We start from the raw sequence: 14059 nt of genomic DNA, 5'->3' as shown, positions 1-14059 counted from the left end.
ATGGCGCGTTCAAAAAACAAGGTACTCGATCTTAGCAGCGCATTATTGCAACAGGGTAAAACCGCGTTGGGCACGCAGCCTGAAACAACCTCAGTCACTCCGCTTCCTGTTAGTGAACTGCCGATGGTGCTGACTTTGGATGAATTGGCACCTAACCCAGACAATCCCCGAACTTCCCGTAACCCTAAATATGAGGAAATCAAAGCTTCTATTCAGGCCAGAGGGTTGGACACTGTGCCAAAAGTTACCCGGGATCCGGAAGCCGGTTCGCAGGTTTATATCTTTAGTGATGGTGGCAACACTCGCTACCAAATCCTGTGCGAACTGTGGCAGGAAACCGGGGAAGAGCGTTTTTACCGTTTTCCTTGTTTGTTCAAACCGTGGCCGGGCCGTTTGTCCTGTGTCATTGGACATCTGGCCGAAAATGACGTGCGTGGCGACTTGAGTTTCATTGAAAAAGCGCTAGGTATCAGAAAGGCTCGCTCTATTTATGAAGAGCAATTGGGTAAATGCGTCACTCTCCGGGAGCTTTCTTCATTACTTGCTGCGGAAGGTTATCCAGTACATTTCTCGGGGATCAGCCGAATGGAAGATACGGTGAAGTATCTGTATCCATCCATGCCGGTACTACTTGAGTCAGGGCTGGGGGCGCCGCAAATCAGGCAGTTGCTTTCCCTGCGTAGTGACGCTGAAAAAACCTGGAAACTCTTTGCTAATGATGTTTCCACAATGCGCTCTTTTGATGAAGTATTTGCTGCCGTTTGCCGTCATTTCGACGCTCCTGAAATGTATTCACTGGATATGTTCCGTGACGAGCTGATTGGTGCTCTCGTAGAAGCACTGCCACATCCCTCACTTAACTATGACCGTTGGTTACTGGAGCTCGATCCAAAGGAACAAAATCGGCGTAAGCATTTGGGGGAACCAACATCATTATCGGTACAATCTTTAGAAATTGATGGTTCCTTGCCGTCAGAGGGATCTCCTGAGGAGAAAAACAGTCAATTATCGCCGGGCGTAGAACATCTGGGCGATCAGAATATTGCGCCGACAGCCCTGGCCAGCGCTTTGTTTGATTCAGATGGTAAGCAGGACAACGCTTCGGAGGAACCGCAGGAAGAGAAAACGGCTCCTTCTTTCAATACGACGCGTGTAGAGACCCAGCCTGATTTATACGGTGCGCCAGCGATACTCTCTGGTGAAACCGAAAGTGCCTCTGGGAGTGCCCCTTTACCGGACAACGATGAGGTATTAACGCGTTCTCCATTCCAGCCCCCGCATTTGGTCATGGCGCCACAACAAGATAATACCGAACATTCTGAGGTTGCTTTTGCTGAAGTGGGTCTGGAGCCTGTCGGCACTATCTGGGCTATTCCAACACTGCAGGATGATATTGAACATCTGCAGGTAATGACGTTCCGTCTGGCTTTCGAACTGGCCGAAGTCGCGGGGTGCGAAGCTGAAATCAAAGCTGACAGATCCGGATTGTACGCGGCCGGCTATGAGCTGGCCGATCGGCATCTGGCGGCAGGGCGTATTGAACAACCTTCCCCTTTTACTGTTTTTCTGCTCTCTCTTGCCGGCGCCGACAACACCGACCATGACGGTTGTTCACTGGGCGATGTGTTAATCGGAACGGAGAGGGCTGCTGACTTACCGCTGCTTGACGACATTCACGCCGTCAAGCTGATGCGCCTTATCCGGGTTATGCGTCGTCTGCGCGAGCTGCAGCGTGACGTACCTGCAACAGAGGAGAATGACCGATGAGTTCTTCACAACGACAAGAACGCTTGGTGAAACTGGTTCGTAAACTTCTTGAACTGGCTCGTAGCAACAGCAATGCCCATGAGGCTGGTCTGGCGTTGGCCCGGGCGCAAAAACTGATGGAAAAATACGGTATCAGCGAGCTGGATGCGAGTCTTTCATCAATACAGCAGGCCCCAAGTCAGGGCGCGCCGTCAGAGGCTAAGAGCAAACTCCCCGAGTGGATGTCCAGTCTGGCATGGGCCGTTTGCCATGCCTTTGGGTGCCGCCTGTATTTCTCCTGGCGAGAAACCCCGTCCGGGTATCGCCGTAATGTGACGTTCTATGGCTTTAGCGGACGCCCGGCTGTTGCCGCTTATGCGTTTGATGTGCTTAGCCGTCAGTTGAAAGATGCCACTTCAGCCTATTTGAAAACCCAGAACAAGCATTTGAAACTGACTACGCGCCGTGCGAGAGCGGAGCAGTTTCGGGCCGGATGGGTTCTGGGCGTTCGGCAGGTCATTACAACGTTTCGGGTTTCTGAACAGGAGCACCAGTTGATGGTGTCATGGATGGAGAATCAGAGAATGGGCGAGTTACAAACACGCGCACTCAAGACATGTCGCGGTGACGATATTGCCCGACGGCAGGGGTATGAGGCCGGACAGAACGCCCGGTTGCATCACGGTGTACAGGGAACCGGGCCTGCCGCGCTTGGTCATCGCCGGGAGGTTCAGTGATGCGCATTCAATTATCGCCAACGGGTAACCCTTCCCTGGCTCCTGTTTTTCTGACCTGCTTATCTTACCGCTTTATTTTTTTGCCATTCACTGCTTTGAGCCCGGTGGCTGAATATCTGGGGGGAACCAACGATGAGTAACAGCTTATCTCAGGCGACCAACAGCTTGTTAACGCAGTTGGTTATGGAGTTGAAGTCCGGCTATATACGCCGTTGTGAGTCTCTGGGACTGACAACAGAGGAAATGCAACTGCTGCATGGTTTGACTGTTGAAGATCTGCATTATCTGCTGAACAGCCCGGTATCGGTACTGACATTTCAAATCCACCATGAAAACTTCTCATTGATGCTGCAGCATGCGCGTCGCGAGCAACAACGCATGCAACGTATTGACCGTGCCCTGGCGCTGGGGGGTTCTATTGAGATGATGCAGCACTATTTTGGGTTGACGACGGTTGAAGTCGCCGCGCGTCGGCGTATGACCGGTATCAGTATCCGCCAGGGGCGTTGCGCCGCACTCAGTGATGAAGAAAATGCGACGCTGTGGCGCCAGTGGCAAAAGGCAGGCATTGACGATCCCTCAAGCGCGGATGGTCTGGATGTCATGATGCTGGCCGCCGAGCAAATGGATGTGTCACTTACGGCTGTGTGGCACGCGGTACGCGGCTTCGATGTACCTCATACCAACACGGCCAAAAAAGCCATTCAGGCGGTCCGTAATCATGCCGAGAGAGGAACGGTGAGGAGGCCGGCATGAAGCCCATGATCTTGATGCCCGGTTTACAGGTCCCTCGTTCTGCGCCGCCATCTTGCCAGAAAAAAGCGAAAGCGCTGGTTCAGCAGTTTCGCCGCGGCGAGCGAAATTACAAAAATATCCATGTAAAAGGTAAGCACGCCCCCGGGCGTGCCTGGATAAAGATTAATGTCGGGGCCACCTGGCGGCTGTTAAGCCGTAACAGTGGCGCAGACTGGGAGTTACTCACCCACGAACGCTACAACAATGAAATTTGGAAGTGACGACATTCACCCTGTGCCTGGGTACCGGGTACAGGACTGAGTGCCTTTAGCCATGTGCAGCATTGCCTGCACGATTACCGTTTGACTCCTTCGCCATATTTGTTGGCGCAGGGCGCGTGATTAAGGATCCGCTAAATCCATGACTACAACTCGAATACCTGATGATAGCCTGATCTCCTTTACACTGGCGCAAATGAATGCCCGAATGGCGGAGCGAATAAGCGCGGAAAAACACACGGGTAGCGCCGATGTTACGAATCTGCGTAGTGGCCTGCTCTATATGGGCAATGTGCATGATTCCATACCCCGCCGATTATTGTTGGACACGCGTTTATCGCCACTGGATAAAACGGCGTGGATAATGATCCGTCTGTATGCGCAACAGAATCAGGGGGCCGTATTTCCGACTTATGATGAATTACAGTTGCAGCTTGCTTCTCCATTTAACGGCAAAGCATCCCGTGAGACCGTTAGCCGCGTTTTGTTGATGTTACGCCTTACCGGCTGGCTCAGCCTGTGTCGCCGTGTACGTGACGATAAAGGTCGTGTGCGGGGAAACATCTATGCGCAACACGATGAACCATTATCAGCCCGTGATGCCGAGACATTAGATCCGACCTGGCTTGATACGCTGGCTGCGGCCTGTGAGCATAAAAACCGTACAGTGAATCAAACGGCCTGGTCAGTGTTGTCCGACATCCAACATGACCCGACAATGCGTCATCAGCATTCGCAGATGGCAGCTATCGTTGAACGATTGGGAGCGCCACAAACGCCTCAGCAGATGGCGAACCGCGTGTCCCTCAGGGAGTCTATTTCCCATGTTTCTATAACCGAACCCGGTAATAATCCCCCCGGTTCGGATGCCGAACTCAGTCAATTTAAGCGCAGTTCGGATACCGAACTCAGTCATGAAACGGGTAATGAAATACAGAGTTCGTTTTCCGAACTCATTCTGGAATCAGTTACTTACAAGGATTCAACCAAACCGAACTGTAACGTACGTAATTTCACACACAGTGTGAATAAAAAAACGTACGTACCAGAACTACCAGCCGAACTGCAACGCAGCATGGCTGAGGAAGATCGCCGACAGATCACCGCTCAGCTTTGCGCATTGCCTGCTGAGGCTGCCCGGCAAGTGTTGGATAGCCTTGTTCAGACGATGGTCAGAGGAAACCTGAATAACCCGACAGCCTGGCTGCTGACGGTGATAAAGCGCGCCCGGAATGGCGAATTGTTCACAGCAGGAAAATCTTCCCACCCGGCCAAACCTGAAGCAATGCGTTTGGCATCACGCTCGGCGCTCATGTCAACATCAACGCAACCCGTTCGTCCTCAAGCAGCCTCACGTGAACATGTCAGTGGTGTTGTGGCCAAATTACGTCAGGAAATGGCACGAGCCAAAATTAGAAAATGAGTGGGTTTTGGTACGATTGTATAAAAAATGATCTTGTTGGCAGTGCCAACAAGATTAAAAAATGAGCACTCCGCTCAGAAGAGCTTCCCGTTCGTTGCGTTTTGGAACTGGTGAGCTTAATTTGTTCTGTTTTATTCTATGCCAGAACGGGCGTATTGCCAGTTGATCAGTTGGCGGAGAGTTTGAAGGCGATTCTTCCCGGAATAGACAGCCGGGGATCTATTTTCTCTCAGAACGAGAAAAGCCACCCTAAGGTGGCTTTTCCGATACTAACTTATACGCACGGGTCCGAAGAAATCCGCGCCTTGATGTGGAAAATCTATCAGCAGTTGACACGCATGTCAACTTTGTTCCAACCTAAGAGCCTGGGAGGGCAGAATGCAGTTGGAAGATTATATCTCGGCTGAACGGCTAAAAATTTACGCCGATGTGCTGAAGCTTAAGCCAGGTGAAGAACTGGGTGGATATAACTGGAACAAGGCGATTGCCAGTGCAATGCAGCCACTTATGCAGTGTCTTGAAGTGACGCTGCGCAATGCCATCGATTACAGCATTCGCCATCATCCTATGCCCGGGGCTGTGGGACATTGGCGCACGGATGCCAACTGGATCTTTGATTTGCCCCGTTATATTGGTGATAGGGTCTGGATCCGTCAGGGAAAACGATTTAAGAAAAATGCCCGTGGTCAGACTATGCATCGTGACGGAAAGCCTGTTTATGACAGAACAGCCTGGGAAGAAGATTGCATTCGCAAGGTATCAAAGCGGATCAGAGATGCAGGTAAACAACCCACTGCGGAACGGGTGATTTCTGGACTGGATTTTGGTTTCTGGACCAATTTCCTGACGAATAATTATAATGAGCCCCGAAACCGTTCGCTGCTGTGGCCTCAGTTGCTACCGGAGGTCTTCCCTGGTGCACCAGCCAGAACGGGACGTCATATTCTGGAAAAAAAATTTACTCGTATACGTGATCTGCGTAATCGTCTTGCTCACCATGAAGCCATCTGGAAATTTCAGGAAGAAAATCCACTTACCGGCGCGCCAGATTATAACCGACCGGTGTACGGACTGAATGCTTCACTACAACTGCTGCGCAGAGCCTGGAATGATATGCTGGAGGCATTGTACTGGCTCAGCCCGGCACGCCATTCCGCATTCCTGGCAGAAGGCCACCATATTCGTTTTGAAACGCTGGCTACTCAGGAGGGGCTGCTTAGTTTCATTAGTCGCAAACAACTGGCGAACGGCCTGAATATCAGACGGAGTAAAGAAGTCAGAAGATTGTTACGGGGACTCAACCAGCAAAAGATCGTAAGACTGACAAATCGTACACGTATCATTGCCATTATTGGCCCTGATTTTATCCGTATGTGAGCTCAGATTCTGCCTTTGGTGGTTAAAAAACGACCTTGCTGGCAGTGCCAGCAAGATTAAAAAATGAGCATCTTGCCTTCTGGACTCTTTCTGGAGTTTGAGGTCCAATGATGTAAAAAACGCGCTAATAGCATAATTACCTGTTTTTATTGGATATAATAATCAGATGTTGTAGTTTATAGTAAGGTTTTCGTTTGTAGCATTCTTTAAGAAACCCAGCACCGACCAACTGGGCTCGTGAAGGTTACTTAGCTGGTGTTTCGCTATTTCTTGCCTAATCTCTTCAATGGTATCCCGCCTTATCTACCATCTCGACACGGATGGCGCTCGGGTTTTCTTCGATACCTACCGATATGGTTATATTGGGATCTTTGCCGATCCAGCAATCTCCGCTGGTATTGCACATTCCTCCTTTTTTATACCCGTTTTTTTCCAGGTAGGTGTCAATTTCGCTAGTATCCGTTGTGCCGGAAAATCTTGCCTGATAAATCAGTGCGGGGTTGGGTCCGGACACATTGCTGTAATGAAAGTTGTAGATGTTGCTAACGCGCGGCATATTTTTCAGCAATTTCGGAGTATAAAAATCATACTCCCGCTTATCCTGTTCCGTATAATCAGCACCATCCGCGAATTCCATCTTGAGATATTGCAAGCCATATAAAAAACCAATTACGCATACCACCAGAATGGCCAGTGTAATTTTTAGTGACTTTTTCATGTCCGTGATTCTCCCCTGCCAAAAAGGATAAAGCTGCGGTTAGGGTCAACAATACCGACATCCTCAGATGTCCACCTGTTATAAGGAGTGACGGTTCTCATGAAGTTAGGTAATTGCCCAAAATGTGGCCTGCCGTTGGGGAATGGTCCGGGTCTGGGAATAGCAGCGGTTTGAAAGTCTCATTTTTCCACGAGCCTATTTTTCCGTAATGGTCCCACCGTTTTAAAGCCTCTTCTTTGCTTACTGGTTTCAGGTAGCTGAACACGTTGTTCATACACGCCATAACCCGGTAAAAGCCGAGGAGGTCCGATACTAGGTCTTCACCGCTGAACCCGCTATCTGTAGCCCAGTTGAAAGGGAAAGAGCCCTGGAGCCCCTCAAATCTTCGGGCTACAGTCATCATCATGGCAAGAGCAATGCTTTGCTTTTGATGATATGACAGGCCTTTTTTTAGGCGCCAGGTGATTGATTTACCCACCGTCAGACGACGTTTAAGGCCAGCCATCGATTGTTTATATGTCACATCATAAGTTGGCCCGCTTTGGGATTCACCTCGCAGCATTTGCGCCCACAAATTGCGTATGTCTATACCCTGCGCATGTCCGAGATCCACCCAGCCCAATACTTCCGTATATATCAATCCGTATGTGCTTCTTTGGGCCTCGTTGCCATCAATAATTTCGCTTCTTATACTCATCCTTATTCCCCTTCCATTTGGTGGCAGCCATCAGGCATTGGACCGTGATTTTCCGTTAACTCCATAAAAACAATGCTACTTTAGCATGCATTAGCATTAATTTTTATATGGGAATAAATTCCTACGGCAGGAAAAGCTACAAACTCAATCGGTATGCTTTTTCAGACGAAAATAGGTTGCACGGGATATGCACGTTTCCTGGGAACGTTTCTGAATGATCTCATGCAGATCCCTGCCGGGGTGTGGTTCTCTTCACACACCAAAAAGCGTTTTGAATAGTCGTGCAGGTCGCAGGTTTTTCCGGCCTGCTACTGCGGGATACTGAACTAAATACGTATCTTGTGTCACTCAGGATACTCATTGGTGGTTAAAAAGTGAGCTTGTTGGCAGTGCCAACAAGATTAAAAAATGAGCATATTGCCTTCTGGACTCTTTCTTCGCGCACCAAAAAGCGTTTTGGATAGTCGTGCAGGTCGCAGGTTTTTCCGGCCTGCTACTCGGGATACTGAACTAAATACGTATCTTGTGTCACTCAGGATACTCATTGGTGGTTAAAAAGTGAGCTTGTTGGCAGTGCCAACAAGATTAAAAAATGAACACTCTGCCTTTTACACTTTCTCTTCACAAACCAAAAAGAGTTTTGAATTGCTGCTTTCTGGCCCTGCCGAGACTATTTCAAGCCAAACATACTCTCAGCAGACAGAAGGATGCTTAATATGGCAGATACAGCAAACAATTCTCCGGACACTCCCGCACGGGGAAAGGCGGGGGCACTGAAGTCGACTTTAACCGTCCAGCTACATACCCAATATGCCATCCTTTTATGGGAAGGCCGTCAACGTCAGAAAGAGTCAAAAAAACCTCAAATAGTTAGCATGCCCCAGGTCATCGCTAGGGCAGGTAAAATCAATGCCGATTCGGATAGTGACAACCCGTATGCCGACGACGCGATGTTGTTATTGGAGCAGGCGATAGAGCGAGGAACCGCACGGTTACAAAAGGCGGTTGCTGAGCTTGAAAACACCTTATCCGATTTGCCGGGTCAGATCACGATGTCCGATGTTTACTCCGTTTCGCCTTTAAATATCGGTGTATTCAGCCGAACTCCCCTGGGTTACCGTTGTGTCTGGTTACTGGTGGGTTTTGATCAGCTTGCGATGAAAGCTTTTCAGGCCTGGCATTACGGTTTGATTTCACGTCAGAAACGCGATGATTTGCTGAGTAAGGGAGGGCACTGGGTTCGTCAGGTGTACGGGGTGGTGCAACAATATCATTCTGTCAGCGTGACCCGCGATGATATTCGTCTGCAAACGCCTGCCGGTCTTGAGGCGATCAAACGGTTAGGTGAGCCGAATGCAGATATCTTAACGGGTGTGAAACGTTCAATGTTCTCACCGCCGTTACGTAATCCTGTCACTGTCTCCGCTGATGCTTCCTCTGATAAAGGAGGCAATGCATGAGCCCTTACAAGAAAGCGTTAATGCCTGCTCTATTTTGCACTGCGCTGATTTTAAGCGGTTGCGCCGGTAGCGACCTCGCTGCGTGGAATCAAAAAATCAGTGATGCCGCCCATTCGCTGGCCGGCGGCAGTGCTAATAGTGCTAATGACAGTGACATGCCATGGATGACCAAAGCCGGAAACACCGGCCCGCGTCAAAATGTGCTCCATGTTTATACCCTTCCCGTGGATGTTGATACCGCCGCGGCCCGCCTCAAAAGTCATTATCAGTTTATCTCTTCAGATGAGCTGGAAAGTTTGCGTAAGCGTGATCAGTACGGTGACTGGAGTGCCGGCTCTGTTGATGAAGCTCACTCCGTATGGTCAGCGGTAAAGGGCAGCTACTATAAAATGGGGCAGGAATGGAAAGGAAGCGATCGCCTGGTGCTGGAAGTCGAGAAATCAGGTGCCGGCAGTCGTTTGAAGGTGACTTACAGTTCCCCGGATAGTTCGCATCTGACCGATGCGTATTTGGGGCGCTTAATGAAGCAGCTGCAGCAGGTTGCTAACGGTCAGGTGAGCTGACTGGAGGCGATCAGATGCAACTCTATCTCTGTGAGAAACCGTCCCAGGGTAAGGATATCGGCGCCATCCTTGGGGCGACCCAACGTAAGCAGGGTTATCTTGCCGGTCCCGGAGTCATTGTTACCTGGGCTGTAGGGCATCTATTAGAGCAGGCTCAACCTGAGATCTACGGTGAACAGTACGGTAACCCATGGCGCGAGTCCGTACTGCCCATCGTGCCGACGCAGTGGAAAATGACCGTTAAAAAAGATACGGCGGATCAGTTTGCCGTTGTCAGGTCACTTCTGAAGCAAGTGGACTCCGTGGTCATCGCCACTGATGCCGATCGGGAAGGCGAGGTCATCGCCCGCGAGCTGCTGGAGTATTGCCACTTTACGGGGGCCGTACAGCGGCTCTGGTTATCCGCGCTGGATGAGGCGAGTATTCGCCAGGCTCTGGCGAATAAGCTGCCTGGTGAAAAGACGGCGGCGCTTTACCATGCCGGCATGGCGCGAGCGCGGGCTGACTGGATGACGGGAATGAACCTGACCCGGCTTTATACCCTGAAAGCCCGGGAACAAGGGTATGGCGAGGTCTTGTCGATCGGCCGGGTGCAGACTCCCGCGTTGGCGCTGGTCGTGAACCGTGACCGTGAAATTGCCAGTTTTGTGTCAAAACCGCACTGGCAGGTACAGGCTATGTTGCAGAAGGAGGGGATCAATTTCCCTGCCAACTGGGTGCCCGCCGCCAACTACTGTGACGAGGAGAAACGCTGTATTCAGCAAAATGTGGCGCAGGCCGTGCTGCAACTTTGCCAGCAAACGGGTAGCGCCCTGGTGCTTGATGTGGGGACGGAGCGTAAGAAAGCGTCAGCTCCTCTGGCCTTTGATCTGGGTACACTGCAACAGGCCTGCTCTCGCCAATGGGGGATGAGCGCAAACCAGGTATTGAGCATTGCTCAATCGTTGTATGAAACCCACAAAGCGACAACCTATCCCCGCACCGATTGCGGTTACCTGCCGACGTCAATGCGTGAAGAAATCCCACAGGTCTTCGATGCCATTACGCGAACGGACCCCACACTGAGTGCGACAGTGGCTAAACTCGATACAGGTTTCGTTTCACGGATCTGGAACGATAAGAAAATCACCGCTCACCACGGTATTATTCCTACAAAACAGCCGTTCTACCTGAGTAAGTTGTCTGCCGATGAGCTCAGGGTCTACCAACTGATACGACAGCATTACCTGGCGCAGTTCCTGCCGCTCCATGAAGTCGATGTAACTGAAGCAACCTTCAATATTGGCGGCCAACTGTTTCGTACCCGCGGTAAGGTTGAGATCGTAGCAGGCTGGAAAGCGTTGTTTCAGCATGAAGGCAGTGAATCGAAGGAGAATGACGATGATGAGGCCCGTCTCCCGACACTTGTTAAAGGACAGGCCTGTGCCGTAGCCTGCGCTGAACTTAAAACCCTGCAAACAAAGCCTCCAGCGCACTTCACTGATGGAACGTTGATTGCGGCGATGAAAAATGCAGCTGCATTCGTCAGCGATCCTCAACTTAAGAAAATTTTGAAAGAGAATGCCGGATTGGGAACTGAAGCGACGCGAGCCGCTATCCTGGAAACGCTATTCAAGCGGGGATACCTGGAGAAAAAAGGAAAATTCTTGTTCTCCACACCGATTGCCGGCGAGTTGATTGATGCCCTGCCGGCGGCGCTGACAAATCCGGGTATGACGGCGCTATGGGAACAGGCGTTGGATGAGATTGCCCAGGGGCAGATGACGCTGGAAACGTTTATGTCGCGGCAGGCACAGTGGACGGGGCATCTGGTCGAGAAAGGTAAAACGCAGGCGGTGAAGTTCACTGCGCCGCCATCTCCTCCTTGCCCTGTCTGTGGCGGAGCGATGCGCCGGCGTGCGGGCAAGAAAGGCAGTGGCGCTTTTTGGGGATGTATCAATTACCCGACCTGCCAGGGCATTGTCAATATTGGGGCTAAAACCAACCGTAACGGTAAGCGATATAAAGGGAAACCAGCGGCTAAAAATAAAGCAACCGCATCGGAGTAAGAGATTGTCTGATGTATATGGCGGAAACTTTTGCTAAGGTGAACTGGCTTTGATGCAGGGTACCCCGTGACTGCGGTGGTAGGAAAATTCTTCCATGGTTTTTTTCTACTTCAGTCCGGTCAGCGGCCTCCACACTCAGGTTGGTTGACAAGGCGCATGCGACTCCGTGAAAAACGCGCCGGGACACTAGGTTCCTCCCCGGAGTCTGTTTGATTATATGAAAGGTTAAGGTACCGACCCCAGGGCGTTGATTTTCGGATCAACGCCGTTTTTATTTTTATCGCCCGCAAAACTAGTTATTAACGTTGACACTCACATAACTTGCATTAAAAATGAACAGGCTTACTTGTTGTCTCCGGACAACCAGCCAATGCTTCCGCACTCTGTGAGAAGCGCCTTCGGGTGAGTGCCAACCAATGTTTCAGCGGTCTGTGAGAAACGCCTTCGGGCGATCGCGAATATCCTTGTAGCCTGAAAGAGGATGCCCTTGTGGTGGTAACTCCGTTTAACCTTTGAGAACGGGGATCACTCAACAGTGATGAAGGTCCATCTCACAATCCAGACTGTCTGCATTGACGTACGACTTTGCAGACTCCCGACGGGAAACACTTTTCCCGTCGGGGAAGGTGTCTTTCTCCGTCACCGAATCTACACTCCATGGAGAAAACATCATGTCTCAAGTGCAAAACACGTCCAACAAAACTGAATATTTCAACCTGACCATTAAAGGAATGGGGTATCTCAGCAATGTTCGCCAGGTCAATGGTTCTAACGGCACCTTTATCAGCTGTGTTATCAACGGACTTTCTGGTCCGACCGATAACGCCAGTTATACGCGTTTCGATGTCACGGTCGCCGGTAAAGAAGCCAGCAGCCTAATCAATCGTTGTCAAAAGTCGGTTGATGAAGACAAAAAAGTCCTGATTGGGTTTGTGCTCAGCAACCTGAAAACGGACATTTTTACGCTCAACAGCGGTGAACATGCCGGTGAACAACGTGTCAGTCTGAAAGCCCGCCTGATCAAGGTCGATTGGATCAAAATCGGCCAGGAGAAGGTTTATCAGGCTGATAAATCTGACTCCACGCCGCCTCAGCAGGGTTCTGCTCAGCAACAATACGCAGAAAACTCCTTCTGATAACGCCCTCTACGCCCCGCGTTTCTCGGGGCGTTTTTCCCTTTCTTATTCCCTATGAGGATTCGATTATGGCGTCTCGCGGCGTAAATAAAGTCATTCTTGTCGGTTTTCTTGGTCAGGATCCTGAAATCCGTTACCTGCCGGCCGGTAGTGCAGTAGCAACATTGTCACTGGCCACTTCCGAAACCTGGCGTGATAAACAATCTGGTGAACAGAAGGAAAAAACGGAATGGCACCGTGTTGTGCTGTTCGGCAAACTGGCTGAAATTGCCGGTGAGTACCTGCGCAAAGGTTCACAGGTCTATATCGAAGGCCAGCTCCAGACCCGTAAATGGCAGGATCAGAGTGGCCAGGACCGCTATTCAACCGAAGTCGTGGTCAGTATGGGGGAACGATGCAGATGTTGGGCGGTCGTTCCCAGTCTGCAAACTCTGGTCAACGTGCTCAGGGAGGATGGGGACAGCCCCAGCAGCCAACGCACAGTGGTTCTGCGCCTCAACAGCCTCAATCCCAATCAGGAGGAAATGAACCTCCGATGGATTTTGACGATGATATTCCGTTTCTCGGGTTTGGTTACGGAATAGCGAAATCAGCTATTCATGCTTTATAAGAAAGGCTGTGTGATATACTTCGACATACGATTTGTCTGCTCGTATGTTTTTTATTAACTAACCGGAGGCTCCCATGGGAACTCGTTATGATACTGACGTGGTAGCCTGGGCGAATGAACAGGCTGCGTTACTACGTGCCGGTAAACTCAGTCAGCTCGATATTGAAAACATTGCCGAGGAGATAGAAGACGTGGGTAAAAGTGAAAAACGCGAACTGGCCAGCCGGATGGCGGTTTTACTTGCTCACCTTCTCAAATGGCAATTTCAACCCACTCATCGTGGTGCGAGCTGGGAATTGACGATTAAGGGGCAACGAGGCTTGATTGAACGCCGCCTTAAGAAAACGCCAAGCCTGAAAGTGACTCTGGCCGATCAGGAATGGTTGGAAGATACCTGGTTTGATGCGCTGGCTATAGCATCAAAAGAAACGGGCATCGGTTTGGAAAAACTTCCGGCTTCATGCATTTGGACAACAGAACAAATTATGAGCCCGGATTTCTACCCTGAGTCATAAATAGAGTTATCTGGAC

The 14059-nt window shown here is 50.5% G+C and carries 12 protein-coding genes and 2 pseudogenes; 12 read left to right on the top strand and 2 right to left on the bottom strand.

The genetic code is table 11. The features are described 5' to 3' along the window. The 6 genes from HC231_RS18480 to HC231_RS18455 all read left to right on the top strand — a co-directional run bounded on the left by HC231_RS18480 (position 1) and on the right by HC231_RS18455 (position 6296). Positions 1-1767 (top strand): ParB family protein, encoded by a 1767-nt coding sequence (locus tag HC231_RS18480; RefSeq protein WP_208228175.1) that lies wholly within the window; start codon positions 1-3, stop codon positions 1765-1767. After that, positions 1764-2483 (top strand): DUF2786 domain-containing protein, encoded by a 720-nt coding sequence (locus HC231_RS18475; RefSeq protein ID WP_208228174.1) that lies wholly within the window; start codon positions 1764-1766, stop codon positions 2481-2483. Before HC231_RS18480 ends, HC231_RS18475 begins: the two co-directional genes overlap by 4 nt. Positions 2484-2615: 132 nt before the next feature. Next, a complete protein-coding gene (locus HC231_RS18470; protein WP_070082767.1) occupies positions 2616-3239 on the top strand; it encodes a DUF2857 domain-containing protein in 624 nt (207 codons plus the stop codon). Next, positions 3236-3499, top strand: a complete 264-nt coding sequence (locus HC231_RS18465) for a ParE family toxin-like protein (protein ID WP_070082768.1) — start codon at positions 3236-3238, stop codon at positions 3497-3499. Before HC231_RS18470 ends, HC231_RS18465 begins: the two co-directional genes overlap by 4 nt. 139 nt (positions 3500-3638) lie before the next feature. After that, on the top strand, positions 3639-4919 hold the full coding sequence (locus HC231_RS18460; protein WP_208228173.1) for an STY4528 family pathogenicity island replication protein: 1281 nt from the start codon (positions 3639-3641) through the stop codon (positions 4917-4919). A gap of 378 nt (positions 4920-5297) precedes the next feature. Beyond that, positions 5298-6296, top strand: coding sequence for an Abi family protein (locus HC231_RS18455; RefSeq protein WP_208228172.1), 999 nt, complete (start codon positions 5298-5300; stop codon positions 6294-6296). 283 nt (positions 6297-6579) lie between these two features. On the opposite strand, the gene HC231_RS18450 is transcribed toward HC231_RS18455, so the two are convergent. Both HC231_RS18450 and HC231_RS18445 read right to left on the bottom strand, forming a co-directional pair. After that, the gene (locus HC231_RS18450) at positions 6580-7014 is read right to left on the bottom strand and encodes a hypothetical protein (protein WP_208228171.1); all 435 of its coding nucleotides are present in this window, start codon (positions 7012-7014) and stop codon (positions 6580-6582) included. Beyond that, positions 7011-7711, bottom strand: a pseudogene (locus tag HC231_RS18445) (hypothetical protein). Before HC231_RS18445 ends, HC231_RS18450 begins: the two are co-directional and overlap by 4 nt. Positions 7712-8427: 716 nt before the next feature. On the opposite strand from HC231_RS18445, the gene HC231_RS18440 reads away from it, so the two are divergent. From HC231_RS18440 to HC231_RS18415, 6 genes and pseudogenes are all read left to right on the top strand, one after another. Further along, entirely contained in the window at positions 8428-9171 is a 744-nt protein-coding gene (locus HC231_RS18440; RefSeq protein WP_208228170.1) for a PFL_4669 family integrating conjugative element protein, read from the top strand. After that, positions 9168-9734 (top strand): hypothetical protein, encoded by a 567-nt coding sequence (locus tag HC231_RS18435; RefSeq protein ID WP_009114263.1) that lies wholly within the window; start codon positions 9168-9170, stop codon positions 9732-9734. Before HC231_RS18440 ends, HC231_RS18435 begins: the two co-directional genes overlap by 4 nt. A gap of 14 nt (positions 9735-9748) precedes the next feature. Further along, on the top strand, positions 9749-11782 hold the full coding sequence (locus tag HC231_RS18430) for a DNA topoisomerase III (RefSeq protein ID WP_208228169.1): 2034 nt from the start codon (positions 9749-9751) through the stop codon (positions 11780-11782). 671 nt (positions 11783-12453) lie between these two features. Beyond that, on the top strand, positions 12454-12918 hold the full coding sequence (locus tag HC231_RS18425; RefSeq protein ID WP_208228168.1) for an STY4534 family ICE replication protein: 465 nt from the start codon (positions 12454-12456) through the stop codon (positions 12916-12918). 68 nt (positions 12919-12986) lie between these two features. After that, positions 12987-13528, top strand: a pseudogene (locus tag HC231_RS18420) (single-stranded DNA-binding protein). 74 nt (positions 13529-13602) lie between these two features. Next, positions 13603-14043 (top strand): DUF29 domain-containing protein, encoded by a 441-nt coding sequence (locus HC231_RS18415; RefSeq protein ID WP_121555155.1) that lies wholly within the window; start codon positions 13603-13605, stop codon positions 14041-14043. Positions 14044-14059 lie beyond the last annotated feature (16 nt).

The sequence above is a fragment of the Brenneria izadpanahii genome (assembly GCF_017569925.1).
GTDB classification, from domain to species: domain Bacteria; phylum Pseudomonadota; class Gammaproteobacteria; order Enterobacterales; family Enterobacteriaceae; genus Brenneria; species Brenneria izadpanahii.
Note: the sequence above shows the minus strand (reverse complement) of the source record. Positions and strands in the feature narration are given on the sequence as shown.

Coding starts and splice junctions, on each gene's coding strand:
- HC231_RS18480 (WP_208228175.1), top strand. CDS start 1: ATGGCGCGTTCAAAAAACAAGGTACTCGATCTTAGCAGCGCATTATTG.
- HC231_RS18475 (WP_208228174.1), top strand. CDS start 1,764: ATGAGTTCTTCACAACGACAAGAACGCTTGGTGAAACTGGTTCGTAAA.
- HC231_RS18470 (WP_070082767.1), top strand. CDS start 2,616: ATGAGTAACAGCTTATCTCAGGCGACCAACAGCTTGTTAACGCAGTTG.
- HC231_RS18465 (WP_070082768.1), top strand. CDS start 3,236: ATGAAGCCCATGATCTTGATGCCCGGTTTACAGGTCCCTCGTTCTGCG.
- HC231_RS18460 (WP_208228173.1), top strand. CDS start 3,639: ATGACTACAACTCGAATACCTGATGATAGCCTGATCTCCTTTACACTG.
- HC231_RS18455 (WP_208228172.1), top strand. CDS start 5,298: ATGCAGTTGGAAGATTATATCTCGGCTGAACGGCTAAAAATTTACGCC.
- HC231_RS18450 (WP_208228171.1), bottom strand. CDS start 7,014: ATGAAAAAGTCACTAAAAATTACACTGGCCATTCTGGTGGTATGCGTA.
- HC231_RS18440 (WP_208228170.1), top strand. CDS start 8,428: ATGGCAGATACAGCAAACAATTCTCCGGACACTCCCGCACGGGGAAAG.
- HC231_RS18435 (WP_009114263.1), top strand. CDS start 9,168: ATGAGCCCTTACAAGAAAGCGTTAATGCCTGCTCTATTTTGCACTGCG.
- HC231_RS18430 (WP_208228169.1), top strand. CDS start 9,749: ATGCAACTCTATCTCTGTGAGAAACCGTCCCAGGGTAAGGATATCGGC.
- HC231_RS18425 (WP_208228168.1), top strand. CDS start 12,454: ATGTCTCAAGTGCAAAACACGTCCAACAAAACTGAATATTTCAACCTG.
- HC231_RS18415 (WP_121555155.1), top strand. CDS start 13,603: ATGGGAACTCGTTATGATACTGACGTGGTAGCCTGGGCGAATGAACAG.